At 44.2% G+C, this 23074-nt stretch carries 18 protein-coding genes; 8 read left to right on the top strand and 10 right to left on the bottom strand.

The genetic code is table 11. The annotated features are described in order from the left end of the window. Positions 1-87 precede the first annotated feature (87 nt). From L4C38_RS17960 to L4C38_RS17945, 4 genes are read right to left on the bottom strand one after another with little or no spacing between them, the layout of a single operon-like run. Positions 88-2784: a molybdopterin-dependent oxidoreductase gene (locus L4C38_RS17960; RefSeq protein WP_428798924.1), complete on the bottom strand. Its 2697-nt coding sequence runs from the start codon at positions 2782-2784 to the stop codon at positions 88-90. A 1-nt stretch (position 2785) separates the two neighbouring features. Continuing rightward, the gene (locus tag L4C38_RS17955) at positions 2786-3385 is read right to left on the bottom strand and encodes an arsenate reductase (azurin) small subunit (protein WP_428798923.1); all 600 of its coding nucleotides are present in this window, start codon (positions 3383-3385) and stop codon (positions 2786-2788) included. Next, positions 3382-4617: a cytochrome-c peroxidase gene (locus L4C38_RS17950; RefSeq protein WP_428798922.1), complete on the bottom strand. Its 1236-nt coding sequence runs from the start codon at positions 4615-4617 to the stop codon at positions 3382-3384. The genes L4C38_RS17955 and L4C38_RS17950 overlap by 4 nt, the downstream gene beginning before the upstream one ends. 10 nt (positions 4618-4627) lie before the next feature. Further along, positions 4628-5668, bottom strand: a complete 1041-nt coding sequence (locus L4C38_RS17945) for a cytochrome-c peroxidase (RefSeq protein WP_428798980.1) — start codon at positions 5666-5668, stop codon at positions 4628-4630. 481 nt (positions 5669-6149) lie between these two features. On the opposite strand from L4C38_RS17945, the gene L4C38_RS17940 reads away from it, so the two are divergent. From L4C38_RS17940 to L4C38_RS17930, 3 genes are all read left to right on the top strand, one after another. After that, positions 6150-8453, top strand: a complete 2304-nt coding sequence (locus L4C38_RS17940; protein WP_428798921.1) for a HEAT repeat domain-containing protein — start codon at positions 6150-6152, stop codon at positions 8451-8453. A gap of 91 nt (positions 8454-8544) precedes the next feature. Further along, on the top strand, positions 8545-11061 hold the full coding sequence (locus L4C38_RS17935; RefSeq protein ID WP_428798920.1) for a PAS domain S-box protein: 2517 nt from the start codon (positions 8545-8547) through the stop codon (positions 11059-11061). Beyond that, on the top strand, positions 11058-12392 hold the full coding sequence (locus tag L4C38_RS17930; protein ID WP_428798919.1) for a sigma-54-dependent transcriptional regulator: 1335 nt from the start codon (positions 11058-11060) through the stop codon (positions 12390-12392). The genes L4C38_RS17935 and L4C38_RS17930 overlap by 4 nt, the downstream gene beginning before the upstream one ends. Before the next feature lies 1 nt (position 12393). On the opposite strand, the gene arfB is transcribed toward L4C38_RS17930, so the two are convergent. From arfB to L4C38_RS17915, 3 genes are all read right to left on the bottom strand, one after another. Beyond that, positions 12394-12807 carry an alternative ribosome rescue aminoacyl-tRNA hydrolase ArfB gene (gene arfB, locus L4C38_RS17925; RefSeq protein ID WP_428798918.1) on the bottom strand — a complete coding sequence of 138 codons (414 nt, stop codon included), beginning with the start codon at positions 12805-12807 and terminating at the stop codon, positions 12394-12396. A 68-nt stretch (positions 12808-12875) separates the two neighbouring features. Further along, on the bottom strand, positions 12876-14174 hold the full coding sequence (locus L4C38_RS17920; RefSeq protein ID WP_428798917.1) for an alpha/beta fold hydrolase: 1299 nt from the start codon (positions 14172-14174) through the stop codon (positions 12876-12878). A 52-nt stretch (positions 14175-14226) separates the two neighbouring features. Then, on the bottom strand, positions 14227-15012 hold the full coding sequence (locus L4C38_RS17915) for an AraC family transcriptional regulator (protein ID WP_428798916.1): 786 nt from the start codon (positions 15010-15012) through the stop codon (positions 14227-14229). Positions 15013-15107: 95 nt separating this feature from the next. Between L4C38_RS17915 and L4C38_RS17910 the strand changes: the two genes are divergently transcribed. Together L4C38_RS17910 and L4C38_RS17905 are read left to right on the top strand one after the other, a co-directional pair. Then, the gene (locus tag L4C38_RS17910; protein ID WP_428798915.1) at positions 15108-16256 is read left to right on the top strand and encodes a multidrug effflux MFS transporter; all 1149 of its coding nucleotides are present in this window, start codon (positions 15108-15110) and stop codon (positions 16254-16256) included. 129 nt (positions 16257-16385) lie between these two features. Further along, the gene (locus tag L4C38_RS17905; protein WP_428798914.1) at positions 16386-17150 is read left to right on the top strand and encodes a ferredoxin--NADP reductase; all 765 of its coding nucleotides are present in this window, start codon (positions 16386-16388) and stop codon (positions 17148-17150) included. Between the two features lie 2 nt (positions 17151-17152). On the opposite strand, the gene L4C38_RS17900 is transcribed toward L4C38_RS17905, so the two are convergent. Then, the gene (locus L4C38_RS17900) at positions 17153-17665 is read right to left on the bottom strand and encodes a hypothetical protein (protein ID WP_428798913.1); all 513 of its coding nucleotides are present in this window, start codon (positions 17663-17665) and stop codon (positions 17153-17155) included. Positions 17666-17751: 86 nt separating this feature from the next. Here L4C38_RS17900 and L4C38_RS17895 point away from each other — a divergent pair, with 86 nt between their 5' ends. Continuing rightward, a complete protein-coding gene (locus L4C38_RS17895; protein ID WP_428798912.1) occupies positions 17752-18108 on the top strand; it encodes an acyl-CoA synthetase in 357 nt (118 codons plus the stop codon). A 70-nt stretch (positions 18109-18178) separates the two neighbouring features. Here L4C38_RS17895 and nagB read toward each other — a convergent pair whose 3' ends face one another. Continuing rightward, on the bottom strand, positions 18179-18979 hold the full coding sequence (gene nagB / locus L4C38_RS17890; RefSeq protein ID WP_428798911.1) for a glucosamine-6-phosphate deaminase: 801 nt from the start codon (positions 18977-18979) through the stop codon (positions 18179-18181). Positions 18980-19393: 414 nt separating this feature from the next. On the opposite strand from nagB, the gene L4C38_RS17885 reads away from it, so the two are divergent. Continuing rightward, on the top strand, positions 19394-20551 hold the full coding sequence (locus L4C38_RS17885) for a tetratricopeptide repeat protein (RefSeq protein ID WP_428798910.1): 1158 nt from the start codon (positions 19394-19396) through the stop codon (positions 20549-20551). Positions 20552-20628: 77 nt separating this feature from the next. On the opposite strand, the gene sstT is transcribed toward L4C38_RS17885, so the two are convergent. Next, positions 20629-21861 carry a serine/threonine transporter SstT gene (gene sstT, locus L4C38_RS17880; RefSeq protein WP_428798909.1) on the bottom strand — a complete coding sequence of 411 codons (1233 nt, stop codon included), beginning with the start codon at positions 21859-21861 and terminating at the stop codon, positions 20629-20631. 499 nt (positions 21862-22360) lie between these two features. Between sstT and L4C38_RS17875 the strand changes: the two genes are divergently transcribed. Continuing rightward, positions 22361-22879, top strand: coding sequence for an Hcp family type VI secretion system effector (locus tag L4C38_RS17875; protein ID WP_428798908.1), 519 nt, complete (start codon positions 22361-22363; stop codon positions 22877-22879). Positions 22880-23074: the final 195 nt, after the last annotated feature.

Below are 23074 nucleotides of genomic sequence, written 5' to 3'. Positions count from 1 at the left end.
TCTTCTCCTTGTTATGAATAAATAGACATTGCTTAATTAAAGTGGTTAAAAAGGGCGCCAGAGTCCCTACTCCCTGACGCCCGAAGGTTAAACGATGTTACGTGGAGCAAATGAGAAGGCTCTGAATTCACTCTTGTATTTCGACTCGCCTAATTTCTTAATGTTGGCGACGCCCATTTTGAAGTTGTAATTACCAGAAATTTGGTCAACAACTCGAGTCGTCAATGAGTTGGATGGCTGCCGCATATCGATCATGTTGGCGTATAAGCAGCCCTTCTTCACCGCTGGCGTAACAATGGCAACTGCGGTTACTGCTGCTTTATCCAATTTTATATGGCCATTCTCCATCAACTTGCTGAACTGGAAGTCATCACCATGAACGCCCAAAATAGTATCTTTGAAGTTGGCGACCCGATCGGAATACATCATCACTTGGTCACCAGATTCGATACCGCGTTTCTTGGCATCATCAGGGTGAATCTCTACCCAGTTTTCAGGCCAACGTTGGATGACATAAGCCCTGCGTTCCACATCATCAAAACCTGACTGCCAAATTTCGTTAATACGACCATTCGAAAACCAAAGCTCGTCTTTTTGTGGTTGCAACCACTCGTAGAAATCACTGAACAGATCCCAAGGGTGTTTTTGTAGGTTGACTTTACCTGTCTGGCTGTTGAAGTGAGTCAGCTGTTTCTTGAGTACGTTCGCGCCTTGAGGACCATCGGTAAGTCCTTTTTCCGCCAGTTCTGCTTCCGTCATCTCGGTATCGTGTAAACGCTTAGTACCCACCAGTTGTTTGGTATCGTAGTTGTAGAACACCGGACCTTGGATACCGTCAGTGCCGTACTCACGTAGCTTCTCATGTAGGGTTTTGCCTTCCGCATGCGCCGCGACTTTAATCATGTGGAAATCTTTACGACTGCCGCGACTAAATCGTGAGGCTTCTTCGGCAACTTGGTTGGAGTTCTCCCAATCAAAACCGTCATAACCCATACGCGTCGCTAATTGGCTGATGATCCACCAGTCTGGTTGTGCATGCCCAGGGGCATCGGCGAACTTTTGGTATAGACGCAAGCGACGTTCACCATTGGCACGCATGAAGTCGACTTCACCCCAAGTGGCAGCAGGGAAGACGATATCAGCGAATTTGGCACCAATAGGGTCTCGTAGATAAATATCTTGGTTGATTACGACCATACCACCAGAATCCGCGCGCTTTTTCAGCGTGTCGATAATCTCTTGCTTGTCGTAGCTAAAGACTTGATTGGGGTTGGCGATAGTCAGTTCCCAGAATTTTTTCTGTAAACCTTGGCTACCACACATCGCTTGGATCCATGTGGTACCAATTACATGTGCAAAACGTGTGTGACCAGAATATAAGTAACGGTCGGTATCGATAGAACGACGACGACGCCCCGGTACTTTCTCCGGCGATTTGTTGCGAGGAAGTTTACCGCCGGATTGCCCGCCACGTTGGTGCCCACCAAAGCGACCGACAACGCGTCCTTCACGTCCGCCTGCACCTACAATGGTCGCCAGTGAAGAAATCGCGTTAGTGTTGCCAGTATTGTTTGACCAGTAGAAGCCTTTCTCGATACCAATCGAGGTTTTTGGTCTGACACCATCAACTGGTTTAGCCATCATTTCTGCGGCTTTGTAGATTTTAGCTACATCAATGCCAGCGACTTTCGCAGCGTACTCAGGGTCATATTCTTTTTGCGCTAGGTTCCACTCTTTATAGCCAGCAAAGCCATTAGTTTGGAATTTGCCCCAAGTCGTTCGCCATTGCCAAGGGGTATTACGCGTACCTTGACCGAAGCCAGAGCTTGATTCCCATTTGTTGTTGACCCAGTTTTGGATCCATTCGCTGTCTTCCCAGCCATTTTCCAAAATGACGCGAATGATAGCGCCGACCACTAGGTTGTCTGAACCTGGGTTTAGATCAATATGAAGCCCACCTTGTTGTTTTAACCAAGCAATGCCTGCGGTTTCACGTGGGTTTAGCATCACGGTTTTCATGCCGCGACGAACGCCGGGCATAATGAACTGAGTGAAGATGATAGTCTTAGTTTCGTACGGGTCAGTACCGCAAATCATTAGCGTGTCGGCAGCGCCCCAATCATCGTAACTCGGTCCGAAGTTATCAAAACCAGCATCACGGAAACCCGGTGTTGAAGTGACATCTGAAGGGGTGTCATGGAAGGTGAAGTTAGCGGTATTTACATGGCGAAGCGCGTATTTGGTAATCGCATAGGTATTCTCAATATATTGATAAGAATATGTTTTTACACCGTAAGCATTAGCCCCATGGTTGTCGATAACATGACGACCAACTTGCGCGGCGATGTCTAATGCAAAGTCCCAAGGTACGGGTTGCAAGCTACCACCAATACGAACTAAAGGTTGGGTAAGGCGGTCGCGAGTACCTGTTGATGGGTTGTATAATTTTTGCGCCAATAAGCCACCACGCATCGATGAGTCACCGGTCTTATTGACAGCTGTGGTGTCTTTATCCGGAACCACTACGATGTTGTGTGGCTTGCCGTTGTGCATAATTACGTTGTGCTGTGAGGGGGCAACCCAAGATTGCAAGGGTGCGCTTGGAAAGTTGACAGCAAATGCGTTTTCACTCGCTTTTAAACCGCCATTCGCTTGTTCAAGTGGCCAGCGATATACTTTGTACCCGCATGCCACCACGCAGTAATCACAGGCAGTGGTGATCACTTCTGCATTTGTCGGTGGTAATGGCGCATGATCTTCGGGGATGTAAAAATTAGTTGTCATGTTACGCCTCCTGCATCGCGATAATATTGTCGGTACGACCAAATAGTAATCCCATCACGCCAACGGCATAGATGTCATCGCCTTCTAGTTCCAATAGGATTTGTGGCAAGCTTTCATAAGCTTGACCTGAAACGATGATGCCGTGGCGGCGCATATCAAAGGTCGAAAGATGAAACGGGCACTGACCGAGCACGCGATGCTCGCCGACAACTTTGTACGCGCCGTTCATTGGTCCACCTTGGTGAGTACACATCAGTGAGAAGCCAACCACATCTTGCTTAGGACCTAAGCCACCGCCCGCAGGTACGCCCATTTTTACCAAGATGCCTTGGGTATTTGGACCATCGTCTGGGTAGTTGAAATACAATGGCTCATTGGTATTAAGCTCGCTCAGCTTGCCCAGTAGTTTACGGGGATAGCCGATCACTCGGGCTTTGGCTTCAGATGCTTGTGCTGTGCCTGGGAACATAGTTATAGACATAACGCTCGCAGCTCCGGCAGCGGCGCCGGTATACATTAAGAATTGGCGGCGAGATATCATGCATTTGTTATGCTCTTTCGCGCTCTCTTTCTTACTTGCCTTATCTGTATTCGAAATCATTTCTTCACCTCCGCCAGATCTTCCTCGCTGAATAGCGGCTGATATTCAGGCAATGTTGGATAATCCATCGTGATACGCTCTCCTGAGAAAGCTTCTAAGAATGCTAAGAGATCTTGCTTTTCTTTATCTGACAAGCCGAGAGGCTTGACCAATGGGCTCTTGGTTTGTGGGAAATCTGTCGTGCGACCATCAGCAGCTACGCCACCTCGGTTATAGAAATCGACCACGTTTGGCAGAGTAGCGATCGTGCCATTGTGCATATATGGCGCGGTATATTTGGTGTAACGAATACTAGGTGTGCGGAACTTACCTTTCATTGATTTAAGTTTGCCACGGAAGTAAACGCCCGGGTCGGCTTTGGTTTCGCGATACATCTTCTCAGTTGAGCCTTTTGCATACAGCTCATACCGGAAGGTGATTTGCGCCATTGGGTCGTTTTCCCAACGCTTGTTGGTTGGTACACCGATGTTGTAGTTCTTCTGATCGGAAGCAAGGGCACCATTGTGGCAGGCGATACAATTTGCTTTGCCCTCAAACAGAGTTTTGCCACGCAGTTGTGATTCATTTAATGCCGATTGTTCACCCATCAGATATCTATCCAGTGGCGTGTTGGTTTGCACTAAGGTGCGCTCAAATGCTGCAATCGCTTTCCATGCGTTACTTACTTTCGGGTAGTTATCACCAAACACATTGTTAAAGCGTTCTACGTAATCAGGCACGAGGGCAAGGCGAGCCTCCATTATGTCATCTTCACCATTGCCAGCGACGCCGCCTTTGGCTGCGCTCTTAGCTTGACCTTCTAATGATTTTGAAGAACCCGCCCAAAAGAGTTTTTGATAGTAGGCTGAGTTGATAATGGTTTGGCTGTTGCGCCAGTGCACTGTACCTGGGTAACCAAGCGATAAGTCGGCGGGGAAATCCCAACCTAATGCTGGGTTATGACAGGCAGAACATGGTGTCGAAGTATCACCACTTAAACGACCATCAAAGAACAGCAATTTACCCAGTTCAACTTTTTCAGCTGTGGTTGGGTTATCCGCAGGCGTTGGTACTTTGCCTAAAGGTGCGAGAGATGGGTAGCTCACACCGTTGAGTTCGACACTCGGTAGGCTTGCGGCTACTTGCTCTGCGGTTAATGTCGATTTTTCTTCCTGTTGAGCACATGCAGGCAAGGCGGTAAGAGTCATTGCCATTGCTGCAATAGCAGACAAGGTGATAGTTTTTGATTTCATCTCATCCTCCTTAATTCTTAGCATTGCGCCAATCAGGGATCAGCTTGTAGTTATAGTCACTTTCCATCCAAACGTGCTGTTCGCTGGTTAGCGGCTCGCTAGAGAGGGACTCAAGAAAGGCGACAAGTTGTGCTTGCTCTTGCGCTGACAGGTTAAGTACTTGGATTCGAGTATCTTTATTGCTGTCTTCACCACCTCCGAGGTTGTAGAACGCGACGACATCTTCCAGTGTCGCAATCATTCCATTGTGCATATACGGCGCGGTCTGTTTTAGTTCACGCAGAGTAGGGGTAATAAATTTGCCCTTATCACTGCCATCGGCTTTATGGGTTTGTACGTGAGCGCCTACATCACGCTTTAGGTTCATGTAGTTTTCATTGCCCATAAACATGTTGAACGCAATAAAGGTTTGATGGCGCATCGGATCGCGGAATATATCTAAGTTCTCCGGTACACCAGTGTTGTGTGGCTTACCATCACTGAAAAGCGGTCCGTTATGACAAGATGCACACCCCGCTTTTCCTTTAAAGAGCTCAAAACCTTGTTTTGCGTCAGCAGAAAGCTGCTGTTTATCAAAAGGTGTTTGGTTAGAGGTTAGAGTTTTAAGATATTCAGGAATCGCCTTACGAACGCTACCATTTGAAGGTTCTCCATAACCGGCTTCTTTAAACATTTTTACGTAAGTTGGATCTTGCTTTAAGCGCTCTTGCATCAAGCGCATATCCATATTCATTAACCAGTCTTCGGTAATGTTCTCACGCGTAACATCGTTAAGGTTGGTGCCGATACGACCATCATGGAACCAGACTTTCTTATAAACGGTGTTGATTAGGGTGGGAATGTTACGAAAGCCTTTACTGCCAGTATAAGCAGGACCGAGTGCATCAGGGTGAGCAAAGCCATTTTCTGGTTGGTGACACGATGCACAAGAAAGTGCGGTGTTGCCCGACAAGCGGGTATCGAAGAATAGGCGTTTTCCAAGTTCTGCTTTGGCAGTATCCACTTTCAGTTCAGGTAGAGGACCAAACGTAACATCTTCTGCTTGGCTCATAACACTAAAAGAGACACCGATGGTAGCAGCAAGGATTAGCATCTTTTTCATTGTTATGCTCCTTAGCTTCCAGCTAGTTCTGCGTTTTATTCAATAAATCAATCAAATACGCAGTTGTTTTTTGTCATCTAATTTTATCTCTGCACAAAGTGTTCCAATTTTTGATTTGATTTATTTCTGTTTAAATACAATGACTTAAGTGATGGTTTAATCTTGTTCACAACAAGTAATTGAACGAATCGTTAAATCGAACAGATGCTTGGTAAACGATTCGTTCAATAAATTATTTATTGTGAGATTGCAATAAAGGATGGCTAATTTAACTTATTGTAAATAAAGGAATTTGTTGTGGGTTTTGTTCGGGCATGAAAACTGCTTAATAAAGGATATGGAAGCCAATATCGAAAAATGAATATGCCGCATGGTCACTTTAGCTTGTAAGCGAGAGAACCATGATTGCTCGACCGATGGGGAACTATGTATGCACAATGTCACGATCAACAAAACGTCGAATCAAAATATGATCATTCAACAAAGTAAGCAGTTACTCATTGAACAATTAGAGCAAGGTGATGAGGCCATGCGTTGTTACAGCGCGAAGGCGATTGCACTCAGTGGCATCATTGAAGCTGAGCCAGCGTTGAACCAGTGTCTTTACCATGAAGACCCCGATGTGGTGGTGGATGCTTCTGAGGCATTGGCAGCGTTAAAGATTGGCGATATTAGTGCTTTGTCAGATGTTGCTCGGTTTCATCCTGAAGGAGACGCAAGGCTTGCCGCGTTGAATGCCCTTTCTCATTGTTTAAGTCAACCGGAGATAGAGAGGTTATTTTTAGAACTCGCACAGGGAAGAAATGACACTGATTCTTGGGGAATCAGCAGTGATTGGGATGATTGGTGGGATATTCAGCTCTACGTTGTCAAGGTTCTGGTGGAACAGGCAAAAACAGAGTATGCCACCGTTTTTCAATCCATACTGGAACAAGACCCAGAACCCGAGTTAGAAGCGTTAATCTATCGCGGGATTGCCAAACTTGACCCTGATTGGGTCATCGAGCGATTGGCGAATGCGGCATTGATGACGAGACGTAAGCTATTAAAAGGGTTACAAGCCAGCCAATCGAGAATGGCAACGGTTTTTCTATTCAAACATTTGGTCGATGAAGATAGTTTGTGTCGTCGATATGCTATTGAAAGCCTTGGGAATAGGTATACCCATGAATATTTTTGGGATATTGCGAAGCGACTGCAAGACACAGAGTTCAGTGTTCAACAGGCTGCAATAATAGCGCTAGAGCAACTGGCAAGTGCTGGTGAAATTGATAAATCAAGATTATTAAGTTACCTCACCACTTGCCCGGCATCAGCCAAAGCCCAGCTAATTCAATTGCTTTCCTCACAACAAATTGCCGCTGAAGACGCTAAATACGTACTTGAAGCGATTAATGAGTCTGAGCCTGAAGCGTTAATCGCTGCGTTGCACATACTAAGCAATGTGCCATTAGCCGAGGCTGAACGCTTGCGAGTTAGTGAGTTAACCAACGCTGCTCTCCTAAATACCAGTTTAGCCTCCCATCATCAGATAAGGTTAATCCGAGCGATTGGGTCATTTGATGGGCTAGCTCAGCAGTTATTTGATCAATTAGAGCGACGCATTGTTGAAGTTGAGCATAAATCTCAACAGCCGCGCTTTGATACCAGCGTAAGGCAGGCTTGTTTTGATGTTATAAGCCAGATAGAGAAGCCAGCGTCTCAGCACCTAATGCGTATGACCCTCTTTGGACTGCAAGCCTACCCAAGTTCGATAGAGGTTGAGCAAGCGGCTCTCTCTGTTCCGCCGCGATCTGAACCATCGCCTGACGCTGAAGAAATGTTGGCATTGCTTGAGCAACATCAAGTACCAGAGCAGTTGGAAATAGATAAACCTAACCTCTCTACTTTAGATGCGATTACCCAGTCCAATTTGTCAGCCATGCTGGGTGTGAGTGCCGCGCCAGATGACCAACAAACAACCATTGTTGATATGGTCAATGAACTCGACGAGGAGTTTGATACATTTGCCGATGTGGTCAAAGCAAATTTTGATAGTGCCGATAATCTCAATTTGAACCGTCGTAAAATCGCGACCTTGCCAGAGTTCGACAATAAGATATTAGCATTGAGATCATTGGGGCAATCGAACCATCCCCAAGCGGCAGAATGGCTGATTGAAGCGTTGCTGGATGCGAATGAGCAGGAGCTTAGTGAGATATTTACCGCGCTCGCTTTGCAAAAGAAAACAAATCCGAAAAAACCGCACGCCGATAACGCCATTGGGCGAGCCGGGCGTACATTACTTGATGGACATGAAGTGGCACAGCAATGCGCATTACAGTATTTGTCACAGGTTTCGGCAGCGAAATCGGTTCCGTTAGCGATAGAAGCGCTCGCTAGCCCTAGCGAACACATTCGTTTGAATGCCTTATTCACCATAGAAGCGCATCTTGCCAAACTGAATCAAAAACTCAAACCGATAGTGCATCAGGCAGTAAAAAGGGCACTTACTGATCCATCGGCGGGCTTACGTAAACAAGCATTGAAAATGGCATGTATTCTTCGAGAAGACGATGAAAGCATCTCTTCGTTGATTGAATTGGTGTTTAATGATGATGAATGCCATCCCTTCGCTTATCACCTGTTGGAACCCATTCAGCAGCAAGTACTTGAAGCAGTTAACCTCCGCTTTGCTGACTTAACAGAACAGCAAAAACCAAATGCGATTAAGCTGATAGGAGGGGTGTTGTAGTGCGCAAATATCACTCGTCAATGAGACTAATATCGCCTTTTTGCTTACCCTAACTATTCCCCTAGTTAAGGAATGAGCAGGGAATTGAAAAATGATGATAAGAATGGCTAAGTTGCCGAGAAAAAAGGCATTGCTGGTGGAATGGGCTCTGTGGGCAATACCAGCATACTTAGCCTTAGGCGTTTGGATGAATCTACATTACCTGCTTAGTGTGGATAATGATAAACAGTACGCATTGCACAATGAACAAGTTATTGTCGATTTGATAGAGGAAGTATTAGGGGAAACTTTAGTTCGTATGTCTGCAGACGCGAAAAACTTGGCGTATGTGACTAGTAATATTGTTTCCCAACGGCAAGACCCGTATAACAATTTAAAAGCTTACTTTGTCCAGCTAAGTGCCAATAACCACAATTATGACCACATCCGATTTGTTGATACACGAGGGTTTGAGCGCTTACGAGTGAATAACGCCAATGGGATGGTGAGCGTTGTTCCACAGGATAAATTACAAAACAAATCTCATCGATACTATTGGCAATACTCCAATAAATTGGCGGAAGGTAATGTTTACATTTCACCATTAGACCTAAATTTTGAAGGCGGTGAAGTTCAACAGCCTCTCAATCCAACAATACGTGTAGGTACACCGGTATTTGATGGTGAGGGTAAGCGTCTAGGGGTTATTCTCCTTAATTATAAGGGCAACAAACTGATCAATAAATTACTGACAGTTGCGCCAAGTTTTATCAATCATATCTATCTCTATAATCCGCAGGGGATCGCGGTTATTCATCCTTCAGATGCTGATGGAAGTAACTTTGCCGTTAGTCCTGACCGAGGTATTCCTCATGATGTGCTTGATGGAATACAACTACGCAATGAAGGGCAAGAGCTGATAGGGGAGAGCTATTACACTTATGCCCAGATTGAAGCTCCAAGCAATGGTAATTGGACCATAGTGTCAGCTTTTCCTTTAGAACGATTCAACCTTTCTCGGCAAGCATTCCACCACGAATACACTTTAGTGTATTTCTTGCTGTTCATCATGCTCACCATTGCCACTACTATTTTTGCTCGCTATCGAGTGCAAACCCGCGAACTGCGCCATCAGCAACGCTATGAACAGCAATTTCGCCGCACTTTAGAGAACATTCAACTGGCGGCGGTGAGTATTAATCAGCGCGGTGATATTACTTTCTGCAATGATTTTTTCCTTAACATGGTCGGATATCAATTTGATGAAGTGATTGGACAACCCTGGGTGGAACGTTTCATACCGAAAGAATTACACCCCCAAGCTCAATATGCATTGGATGAAGCAATCAGACAACAAACTCATCAACCTCATAGTGAAAGTGTGGTGATGGGTAAAACGGGAGAAATTCACCTTGTCTCGTGGACATCGACCTTTACCCAGTCAAATGATCAAGAAGGGGTACTAACTTTAATTGGTGAGGATATTACGCAGCAAAAAATGGCTCAAGACCAGCTGCAACGTTTGAGCCATGCAGTTGAGAGTAGCCAAAACTCGGTGCTGATTACAGACTTAAGTGGGCGGATTGTTTATGTGAATCCAGTTTTTTGTGAACTGACCGGTTATGCGCGAGACGATGTACTTGGACAAACTCCGCGTTTCTTACAATCGGGCGAAACCAAGAAGGAGGATTACGATAATCTGTGGCAAACATTACAGTCAGGTGAAGAGTGGCGAGGGGAGTTCCATAATCGCAAGAAATCAGGCGAGTTATTCTGGGAGCGCGCAAGAATATCACCAGTAAAAGATGTCGAGGGTCGCTCGCTTTATTACGTTGCGGTTAAACAAGATATCAGCGAAGAGAAGCGATTAGCACAAGAGGTGGATAAGCAAACCCGTGAACGCATTCATCACGAAAAATTGGCTGCGGTGGGTAAAGTGGTGAATATGATCGCCCATGATCTTCGTAATCCGCTTAGCTCAATAAAAATGGTTTTACAGCTGCAATCTCGCGCCAACCCCAATGAAATGTTTGATATTTCTTTGGAGCAAGTTCGTTATATGGAAGCTATTTTGGAAGAACTGTTAGCGTATTCCCGCCCCGATCAGCTCACACCAGAATGGATAGATTTGAATAAGTTACTTGAAACTTTGATCGCCGGGCAGCAGAAATTGGCGAAACAATCAGAGGTGCGTTTGGATGTGCATTTGCAACCGAATTTACCAACAGTGTTTGCGGATGCCACGAAACTTCGCCAAGCACTACAAAATGTTTTGCTTAACGCAATGCAAGCGGCGAAAAGTGGCACGGATGCTGTGGTGAAAATTTCGTCTAATATTATGATCACAGAATCAGAGACTCAACTTCTAATAAATATTGAAAATAATGGACAATCAATCGACCCGTGCATGGCGAAGAAAGTATTTGAACCCTTCTTTACCACTAAAGCAAAGGGCACAGGGCTTGGGCTCGCGATTGCGAAACGTAATATTGACGCGCATCATGGTCATATAAAGCTAATCCCACAAATCGAGGGCACCTTGGCAACCATTCGCATTCCCACCTCATCGGTTGGTTTAGCCGATAAGCCAGGCAGGACGATGACAGAAACAGGAAGTCTTTCTCTATGAGCAAGTTGTTAATTGTCGATGATGACGCAGGTATTAGCCGTACCTTGCAACTCCATTATCAATCGCAGAATTTTGAAGTCTCAACTGCTAACTGTGTTGATGCGGGGGTAGAGATTGCACAAACCTTCCAACCTGATGTGATTGTTCTCGATATTCGTATGGAGGGTAAATCGGGCATAGAGGGTATTGTTGATTTTAAAGCGGTGTCCCCAGAGTCACGCATTATTATGATCACTGCTTTTCATGATATGGAGAGCACTATCAGTGCCATGCAAGAAGGTGCTGACGAATATATTCATAAGCCGATCGATATTGATGAATTAGATCAAGCGATTGAAAAAGCGCTGCAATATCATGTATCGAGTAACCAAGATGTCGTGACAATTCCAGATAATTTTGGTCGTTCGATGGTGGGCTCCTCTCATGCAATGAAAGAGATTTACAAAACGATTGGGCGAGTCGCTTTGACTAATGCATCTGTCATGATTACTGGTGAATCGGGTACGGGTAAAGAGATGGTGGCCCGAGCAATTCATAATGCAGGTCGACGTGAAGGCTCGCCCTTTGTTGCTATCAACTGCGCCGCTCTGGTTGAAAACTTGCTTGAGTCCGAAATGTTTGGGCACAAGAAAGGAACGTTCACGGGGGCGACTTCGGATCAGCTCGGAAAGTTTGAATTGGCAAATAAAGGTACGCTGTTCTTAGATGAAATTGGTGAATTATCACCACAAATTCAAGCTAAGTTGCTGCGTGTACTACAAGAAAAAGAATTTACTCCGTTAGGAGGTAAACAGCCAATCAAGACCTCCGCACGGATTATCTCGGCGACCAATATCGAGTTTGAACAAGCGATTGAAGCAAAGTCTTTTAGGGAAGATCTTTTTTATCGTCTTCAAGTGGTTAAGATCCACCTCCCTCCTTTGCGAGAGCGGCAAGAAGACTTAGAAGCGTTGATACCGGCTTTATTAGCGCGCGCTAACAAAGAATTAGGTACCCGTATATCAAAGGTAGCGGTGGATGCGATGGCATTGCTGTGTAAGTACTCTTGGCCGGGTAATGTGCGTGAGCTTGAAAATACTCTAACAAAAGCGGTTGCTCTATGCCCAGGCGACATTCTAACAGCTGATTTATTTGAAGATTTGCGCTCTGAACAGAGCGTAAATGACGCTCGAGATCAGCCAGTCGGTGATCTGAGTTTGCAAGACATGGAGTATCGCCATACTTTGAAAGTATTAGAGTCAGTTGATGGGCATAAAGGTAAGGCTTGCGAGTTACTGAGAATTAGTCGACCTCGATTACAGCGTATCCTAGAAAGTGGTGTTGCGCCGTAGGTTAGTCCCGCATTCGACCTCTTAAGGATTTAGTTTGGCTTTTGATCCCTTTGGCTTTTAGCCTTCGCTCTTTTGAGCCTTTGGTTGGGCGTGTATCTTTGCGAGCTTTCTGTACAACGGTGGCTGCGCGTATCATCTCGGCTAAACGATTAAGGGCGTCTTCTTTATTTTGTTCTTGGGTGCGAAATTGTTGTGCCTTTATCGTGATGACACCGTCTTTAGAAATACGAGTATCATTGAGAGCGAGTAAGCGTTCTTTGTAGAAGCTAGGCAGTGTTGAGTGCTGAATATCAAATTTAAGGTGGATCGCGCTCGATACCTTATTGACGTTTTGCCCACCCGCACCTTGGGCGCGAATAGCCGTTAATTGAATTTCCCAGCTGTTAAGTGAGACAGTATTGGAGATTTTAAGCATAGCCGTTTGTATATCATCGTGAGAAAAAGCAGCCGCGGAGTGCGACTGCGTTTGAGTCTACAGTATTTTTAAACAAGGGTCGCGGATGTTTGCTCTCCCATCGCGATCAGTTTACCCAAAACACGTTCCCCATCGGCGCGTAAGCCATTATGTTCGTACTCGTTGGTGATCCATGCCTTAGCATTCGGTATGGTAGCCAGCGTCTCACGGCTGTAGTCTAATTCAACAAACATGTCGTCTGCGTATGCCGCACAACTAACAGGAACTTTGTTGCGTGAAAGCTGGATCGGATCATACAGAGCAGCCCAATCGGTTTTGTTTGCAAGAATTTCGGCCGCTTTTTTCAATGGCTTCAGGTTCTTGTATTGATCAAACATCCAAGGAAAGACCATTTCACCAGTAAATAGGAATGGTTGACCTTTTTGATAGTTAAATTCAGCGAATTGATTACGTACGCGATGAGCACTCCAATTTGAAGCAAAGCCTTGGCAGTAAATCGACTCATGCATGATGGCGTAGATTGGGTTGGTTTGAAAACCTTGCTCAGCCAGCATTGTATTGAGGAACTCATAACGAAGTTGCGGACGCCCATTTATCTCAACAAATGCATTCTCTAACCAATAGTAAATAGTTAGAAAGCTGCCGCTCATGCCAAAGTTAATTCCGATCTGTTGGAACTGTTCAACTGTGAATCGTTGCCCATTGGGTAGAAACTCGTCGTTTTCTAACAAGTGGTCAGCAATCGCCTGACACTGCGCTTGTGCTTTTGGAAATTGAGCAAAGAATGCTTGGTTTTTATCCTTGGTGCGCTTAAAAGTTGCGTGATAAACGTCGTCAAGATGACGAGATGTCGACGGAACACCACCAGTGATGTAACTACGTGATAGGCTTTGCGGAAACATCGAGAGATAGGTGAGAGAGCAAAAACCACCGAAGCTTTGCCCAAGCGTAGCCCATTGTTTAACGCCAAATTGCTCGCGAATAAACTCTGCATCACGCACGATGTTATCTGCACGAAAATGAGTGAGGTATTCAGCCTGTTGCTCGAATGCCATGCCAGCAAGGGTTTGATGGCTGATCACTGAACTGTTACCCGTGCCGCGTTGGTCGAGTAGTAGCACACGGTATTCTTGCAGCGCACGTTTGATCCAGCCACTGTTGCCACCTGGCCTTAAAGCAGGAAATCCCGGTCCACCTTGAAAGAAAACTAACCATGGTTTTTGGCTTTGTTGGTCGCCAACTAAACGTACTTCACGGGCAAAAATAGTTAGATCACCAGCACTTTCGTTACTGTAATCAAGCGGGACAGAAAAGTAGTGGGGAAGATAGTGTAATCCATCATCAGTGAATGCATGGGCTTGTTGCATGGTCTCATCCTAAAAAGCGCGGCACGGACAAATGTGTGTCGCTGAAAATCATCTACTCAGTAATGGTAGGTGATTGATTGATATATTGATATGGGGTTTGTCCGGTTTGTTGTTTAAAAAAGGCAATAAACGCACTGTCGCTGGAGAATGCCAGTAAGTGGGCTACGTCAGCCACGCTTAACCCCAAAGAGAGCTTTTCAATGGATTTGAGTAAGCGCCACTGTTGTCGCCATGCTTGGTATGACATGCCTGTTTCGCGGTTAAACATCCGGCTAATAGTTTTGCTACTCGCAGGTACTTGTTCACTTAGTTGATTAAGGGGTGGTGCTATAGCGTCATTTTCAAGAGTGAGTAACCACGGCTGTAGGCGCGGGTCACTAGGCATAGGCAGAAACAAGGATTCTTGTTTCGCCGTCTGTAATTCTTCAACAAACAAATTTAGCGTGTTTGTCATTTCTTGGCTGGGCTTATCCCAACCCCAAAATGACATCCGTTCAATCAACTCTTTAAGTAACGGATTCACCTCAATGATACGAATGTTGTCATTTTCGCGAGGGTTCAAACTGGCTTCGAGATACAACGACCTATATTCCACAACGTTGCTCATTTTTGCGCAGTGTAGAGTATTGCTGGGAATCCAAGCTGCGCGTGTTGGAGGTAGCACACACTGCAAACCATCAAGCGTTATGGTCATACAACCGTGAGGTGCGTAGAGGAGTTGTGCTTTCGAGTGTTGATGCTCACCTGAATCGTGGCGACCAACTCGAGCAGCGATACCAACCACAGGGCTGCAAATGGTGTCTGGGTTGAAAGCTGTGGTTTCGTTAATTAGTGCCATTTGTCCGAATTTTGATGTATTTAGTCTTAATGTTATTAATAAGACTTTATCACATTTGTTTAAACTTCTCGCCATCAAGAACTGGAGAGAAAGTGATGAAATCAAAACCTTCGATTGGTTTGATGGTGATCCTGATGATGTTTCCACAAATCATCGAAACCATATACAGCCCGGCGTTACCATCAATTGCACTAGGATTTGACGTCTCTATGGCTTTAGCTGGTGAGACTCTATCTATCTATTTTTTAGCCTTTGCAGTAGGTGTTGTTGGCTGGGGGATTGCAGCAGATAAGCTTGGGCGCCGAAAAGCAATGTTAGCAGGGCTGCTTGCTTATACTTTTGCTGCGATTGGAGCCTTGTATACTGACAACTTCCTTTGGTTGCTGGCAATGCGCGCATTAAGTGCTTTTGGTGCAGCCGTCGGTTCGGTTGTTACTCAGACGATGTTAAGGGATAGCTTTAATAAACAAGAGCTGAGTAAAGTGTTCTCTTATATGGGGACTGGAATTGCGATTAGCCCGGCACTTGGCTTAATGTTTGGTAGCGTTTTGGTGAGCCGTTATAACTACCATGGTGTCTTCGTTGTGTTGGCTGTGCTCGCGTTAATGCTGTTTTTGTTATCGTTGTGCATTCTAAAAGAGACCCAACCGCAGAAAGTGTCGTCTAAGGCTAAGTCTCTAAGGTTGTTTCCACTAGTAATTCGAATGTTAAGAGATCCCACCATTTGGCGTAATGCGTTAATTGTTTGTGGCTTTAACATCATGTTGTTTGGCTATTATCTCCACGGTCCATTTCTGTTTGCCAACCTAGGGCTTAGCTCGATGCAATTTGGCTTGAGTGGTTTAGTTTTAGCCACTGCAACAATAGTGGGTGCTCACCTCAATAAGAATCTTTTGCAAAGAGGGCGAGAGCCAACACAGATCATTCAACTAGCATCATGGCTTGCGTTGTTAGGGGCGGTTGGAGTGTATTTCATAGGTGAAAGCGTATTTATTTTGTTGCCAATAATGTTGGTTGTGATCGGTTTTAGCCTAGCGATTCCCAATGTATTGGCTGGTGCGCTCCACGCGTACCAAACACAAGTGGGCAGTGCCAGTGCTCTGTTTGGTCTTTGCTACTACTTAATGATTGGCTGCGGAATGGCCTTGGTAGCAAAGGTGACTAACTTCGGTTTGGTATTGATCACAATATCGGCAACCTTAGTGATGATTAGTACTGTGAAAATTGGCAGCTCAAAAGGCTAAAATTGTAACAAATCAAAAACCTGACAGCGATTCAGCCATTGCATAGTCTATATTTTAAGTTGTTACGTATTTGTTATTTGCTTTATAGTGTTTAGCTGATGGGCTGTCTATTTGCAAAGGAGTATTTTAATGATGGAGATTGCTGGATATCACCGAGCATCGATTCAAAAACGAACCGATTGGAATGACCAAGTGTTTAGTTTGAGAGTAACGGGTGCTCCTTTGCAGTTTAAAGCCGGTCAATTCACGAAACTGGCTCTGCTGGATGATAACGACCGCATAGTGTCACGTGCTTACTCATTGGTAAATGCGCCGTTAACAACGTCGGATACATTGGAGTTCTTAATTATTGCAAACCCTGACGGTCTATTAAGCCCGAGGTTACAACAGTTGCAAGTAGGCGATGGTATTTATGTATCTCACAGCGCTCATGGTGATTTGACATTTGAAACAATTCCTAAGCGCAGCAAAACATTATGGTTACTTTCAACGGGAACGGGAATTGGTCCATTTTTATCATTATTGGATGATATTAGCTTTCGCCCTAACAATGAAAACATTGTACTTGTTCATGGTGTTCGTCAGGAATCCGATCTGGTTTACCGATTTTTGATCGATCAACTGGTACAGGAATATCAAGGACGGTTAACCTATCAACCGATAGTTTCTAGGCAAAAATTGGATGGAATGCTTCACGGGCGTATTACCGATCTTATTCAACGCGGACAGTTGATGACACAGTGCGGGGTTGAATTTGAGCCAGAAGATAGCTTCGTTATGTTATGTGGTAACCCAAATATGATTAAAGAGACCACTCATCTACTTCAGCAAATAGGTCTCACAAAGCACCGAACCGCTCAACCCGGAAATATTATTTTTGAGCGATACTGGTAGGTTTACTGATCGTACGGTAATTGATCTAACCCCCAAAACTCAAGGGTGTGGACGACATCTTTGCAGCGCCCTTTTAGGATTTGATAGTTTGGATTGTAATTGTTTCCTAAATAGGTGGTACGAATAAGCTCCCCAGTATTTAAGTCAACTTGAGATACAACCCTGCCTTTGATGTTTTGAAACAGTACAAACTGATCACTTTGATACACCTTTTGACCGCGATAAAACAAGAAAGTATCGCGGGTTTCTAGAAGTTGACATTTCAACGGTAGGGAATCAGGCCCAATTGAAGTTGGAGATGTTGTTAAAAGTAACACTGAAAAAATTAAACTGTTCATTACCAGCTCCCATGCATGCCTTACGCTGATATTAAGTATAGGAGGCAGATTCAAACTAGGAAAAAACTTATTTTTGGCTGAATCACGTGTGATGAATTGATAGACCCAAGTAACTTCAAAACTCTGAATCGTGCATCTTGAAGTTACTTGGGCATAAACGGTCAGTTTGATTTCCATCCAATGAGAAATGCCCCTGTCGATCAACTCGTGATCTTGGTTCTTTCCACGTTACTCTGTGGTGATAATAAAAGGAGTGACGCGATATGAATTTGATCGTCAATGTGCATAGGGGCGTTCGTAAAGTGGGCTTTGAAATGGCGACGCGACAAGCTTGGAAGTGCGGTGTAAAAGCAAATTTAGTTAATCGGGTGATTGGCGTAGCTAAAGGACAAATAGTTTGCGTTGTTGAAGGTGTGCGCGCAGAACTCTCTACACCCTTAAATAATCCGCTCCACAATGATGAGAAGCAAGGTAGATATATGTTTATTGGTGGAGTCTGCTGGGAACCAAATTCATTGCTTGCCCCCGGCTTTCCTGACTATATGTTTATGCATATTAGAAACATAACTCATAAGCACAAATACATGACGGATGATGAGCTGTTTTTCAATCTGGCCTGATAGGGCGGTTTAAGTTAGATAAAATAAAAGGAGGCAAGCGCCTCCTTTTTAGCAACAATTCAATGTTGAATTAGAAGCCGATCATATTTTTGGTTTCAAGCTCAGTGAAGTATTTAACAGTCTTCACTTTCAACTCTTGCGTTGATGGCTCATCACACACAATCACGGCTTTCGGGTGAAGTTGCAGTGCCGAAACTGTCCATAGGTGGTTTACGCTGCCTTCTACTGCCGCTTCAAGCGCAAGTGCTTTGTTATGACCAGTCACTAGAATCATAACTTCTTGCGCATCTAGAAGTGTACCAACACCAATAGTTAGTGCGTATTTAGGTACTTGGTTGATATCACCATCAAAGAAACGAGAGTTCGCGATACGAGTATCTTCAGTTAGTGTCTTAATACGAGTACGAGAAGACAAAGAAGATGCTGGCTCATTGAAAGCGATATGACCGTCAAGACCTACACCACCCATGAACAAATTGATCTTACCGTAAGATTTGATCTTGTCTTCGTAACGCTGACACTCAGCGTCATGATCCACTGCATTACCGTCAAGTAGATTGATATTTTCGTCTTGAATATCAATATGACTAAAGAAATTGTTGTACATAAATGAACGGTATGATTCTGGGTGATCAGCAGGGATGCCAATGTATTCATCCATGTTGAACGTTACTACGTGCTTAAAGCTAACTTCACCAGCTTTATGCAGTTCAATCAATGCATTGTAAGTTGTTAATGGTGTACCACCTGTTGGTAGACCCAGTACAAATGGACGCTCTGCAGTTGGATTGAACTCGTTGATACGTTTAACGATGTGTGCTGCTGCCCATTTACCTACTTGTGCTGCTTGTTGTAGCGGGATAAGTCTCATTTTTTGCCCCTGATAATTAGAATTCGATATGCCGTACACATTATTTCGCATTATAAAATAAGTGATATCGTTCTTCTATTGTTTTCGGTCAAATAATACTGTTTCTTTTTAAAATAGGGTTATTTGCCGAAAAGCATTCGTTTGCCTGTTGGTTTTTTGTAATGGCGATATTAAATAATGAATGGATTTTTTATTCAGCGAACTATCAATGGCAATCGTTCAAATTGGTGTGATATCGAGTGACAACCGCCCAGAAAGACCGCAGCGAGATCGCTAATTGTTGTTAGTTGACATATCCTAGAGTCACATAAGATTTTTTGGTGTGTTTTTGGGCGAATTAGCTTAACTATTTCACTTTCCAGCCGATATTAGGGGAAGTAATCCAGTGATCAATACGATGTGCGAAGTTAACTAATGAATATGATGGGAATCGCTATTGGAGCGACCGGACTACTTCTGTTGCTGCTCTTTATTTGGATGTTAGCTATCTCTATGCGTCATAAACGTATAGAAAAAGAGCGCAGACAAAGAGAGATTGCTTATCGTAAGGCGATGGAAAGTAATCGAAAACAAGAGCAAGAAGATCGAGTTAAGAAGGCTGAATCGGGTGATATTACGATGCTTCTATACCTCGCGAAAGAAGAAGAACGTACCAATTTGCGCAAAGCACTTTACTGGTACCATAAAGCCGCCGATCTCGACAACGTAACGGGCATGTATGGCATTGTGCGTATTAGTGAGCGAATGAGAGATGATATGGTGCTGCGCGAACAGGCTAAGTTTTGGCGTACGGCGGTTGCTGCGATTGAAGGTAATTTACAAGCGAAATTTGATGCCGCTGAAGCACTGTTTTATGGGCGAGGCGTGGAGCAGAATGTAGAAAAAGCGTATCGATTCATGGAAGAAGCTGCAAAAATGCAGTACTTGCCAGCAATGCTATTTCTAGGAGATTGGTTCATAAGTAACAGCAATCCAGAGCCTTCGCCAAGTACTTCGTTTGAGTGGTACAAACAAGCTGTAAAGCTGAAAAGCAATGAAGGTCGAATGAAGTTGGGGCTGAGCTATATCTACAGTATCGGTGTCGAAGCTAATTTTTATCAAGGGTGTTATTGGTTAGAACGAGCTGGTGAGAAAGGCTATACCCCTGCGATGCTTAAAGCTGGTGAAGTATGGCTTAATTCCGGTGGGCAAGGGAAGTTTATTGCTTATATTTGGCTTTTCCTTGCGGGGCAATTGGGTAATGAAGAGGCACGCATATTGCGCGATAAGGTATCGCTGACAATTAGCGTTGACACGGTTGTCGGTCTTCAAGCTTTGGCTAAACCTATGCTAAAACGTATTAGAGAGAACAAAGTAGGTAAACATGCCTTAATTAAGGCACTGAATAGGCTGTATAAGCGTGACTTAGATTATGCTGCGTATGATCTGGTGCAACCTGCTGGCGATGTAAACGCGGTAGGTGCCGTAATTTCTGAACTTGAATCGAACATTGTGGATCAGCCAGTTGATGAGGAAAAGCCAGCACCATTAGACTTCTCCGTCTCTCAAATGGATCAAACGACCCGATTGTGATTCAATCAAATAAACAAAAGGCTGCCAAATTGGCAGCCTTTTTCATCTTATCAAATTGCTAAAATGGCTTAACTTAGTTAGGACAATTCTGCTTTTGCTTTTTGCTTTTGTTTTTGTTTGCAAACAGCCGCAGTAAAAATAACGTCCGTTGAGCTATTAAGCGCTGTTTCGGCAGAGTCTTGGATAACGCCAATAATAAAGCCAACAGCGACAACCTGCATGGCAATCTCGTTAGGGATACCAAACAGACCACAAGCCAGTGGGATTAGTAGCAATGAACCGCCTGCAACCCCCGATGCACCACATGCCGAGACTGCTGCCACAACACTTAGTAATACAGCGGTGAGTAGATCAACTTCAATACCCATGGTGTGTACAGCGGCGAGTGTCAATACAGTGATAGTGATTGCCGCACCACCCATGTTGATGGTGGCACCAAGTGGTATAGAGACTGAGTAAGTGTCTTCATCCAATTTTAGTTTTTCACATAAAGCCATATTCACAGGAATGTTGGCAGCGCTTGAACGGGTAAAGAACGCGGTTACCCCACTTTCTCGTAAGCATTGAAACACCAACGGATATGGGTTTTCGCCAGTTTTCACTAATACGATAAGTGGATTCACTACGAGGGCAATGATAATCATAGCACCTAAAAGGACGGCTAATAGATGCACGTATCCCTCTAATACAGAGAAGCCAGTCGTTGCTAGCGTTGAAGCAACCAGACCAAAAATACCAAATGGCGCTAAGCGAATGATAAAGCGAACGATCTGAGAGATACCATGACTTAAATCTTCAAACAAAGCTTTGGTTGATGCTGAGGCATGGTGTAGTGCCAAACCAAGAGCAACTGCCCATGCAAGAATACCGATATAGTTGGCATTTTTTAATGCATTGACCGGGTTATCAACCAGTTGGAAAAGTAGAGTATTCAATACTTCAGCGATGCCTTGAGGTGGGGTTGCACCTTGAGCGCCAGAAACCAGAGTTAAAGTTGTAGGAAAAAGAAAACTCACAGTCACAGCGGTTAAAGCGGCAGTAAAGGTACCAAATAGATATAAGACTACTATCGGTCGCATGTAGGTATGTTGGTTTTTCTTCTGGTTGGCGATAGAGGCAGCAACGAGAATGAAAACTAAGATTGGAGCGACGGCTTTGAGTGCGCCAACAAATAGTTCACCAAGCAGTCCAACGCTTTCGGCTTGTTGTGGAGCAATGATTGATAAGGCAATGCCTAAGATAATACCGGCTAAGATTTGTAGTACCAGATTACCTCGAGCAAGGCGAGCGAGAAAAGAGTTATAAAGCATAATAAATCCTGAATTTTGCTATTATTCTTATTAGAGTTTCTTCAACGATAGACGTAAGGGGACCAATACTATCTTGCTGAGATATTGTGTCTAGGAGTAATTCAAGAATAGAGGTTAATATTATAGTTATCATATGCAGCTATATATTATTTTGAATAATGGCCGTGTTTCATAGCTAAAACTCGTAAAGAGCAGCTGCCACATTCTGTAGGACAAAAGATTGGATTTAGAGGTCGAATCAGCAATAGCACTACCGAATGTAGTTATTGGGTGATTATAAAAGCGGAACACTTGTCTTTTTTCTGAATTTAAGCCTGCCTAGATGAGCAACTTTTTGCTCAGCTGAGCAAGATCTTGCTCGCTCTGAGCAATAAATTGCCCTGATTTTAATATTATCAATGTAACGCATTGAATTTAAACAATGTAGAAATTGGCACAAGACTTGAACAGTAAACCCTGAGTTATATGTATTTCATTTCATAAAATTAAGGATTAAGTCATGCCAACTCCATGTTATATTTCAGTTGAAGGTCAAACTCAGGGGCTCATTACTGCAGGCGCGTGTACTGCCGATTCTATTGGTGATACGTACGTAGAAGGTCATGAAGATGAAATGCTGGTTCAGCAATTCGATCACACAGTGACAGTGCCAACTGATCCTCAATCGGGTCAACCTTCGGGTCAACGTGTTCATAAACCATTCAAATTCACTGTCTCGTTGAACAAAGCGGTTCCACTGCTTTATAACGCATTGGCATCGGGTGAGAAGCTTAACAATGTTGAGCTGAAATGGTACCGCACTTCCATTGAAGGTAAGCAAGAAAACTTCTTTACCACTAAATTAGAAAACGCTTCTATCGTCGATATCCAGTGTGAAATGCCACACTGTCAAGATCCTGAAAAAGCTGACTTTACGCAGAACCTAACGGTTTCACTGTCGTACCGTAAAGTGACGTGGGATCACGTCAACGCAGGCACATCAGGCTCAGATGACTGGCGTAAACCAATCGAGGCGTAATCCTCGTCTGATTATCAACCTACATTGATATTCAGTTAGACCAGTGTGAGAGGAGACTCTTGCATTGGTCTTAGTTCGTACTAAAAAGAAGGCACAGTGGATGGCAAAGCTAACGTTTACCCTGAGTGTAGAAGGATTACCGCAAGAGACTTTCGTTGTTACCGGTTATCAAGGTAAAGAGTCGTTATCGGAATC

The sequence above is a fragment of the Vibrio kasasachensis genome, assembly GCF_050337565.1.
GTDB classification, from domain to species: Bacteria; Pseudomonadota; Gammaproteobacteria; order Enterobacterales; family Vibrionaceae; genus Vibrio; species Vibrio kasasachensis.
This window is presented reverse-complemented; position numbering and strand designations above follow the sequence as displayed.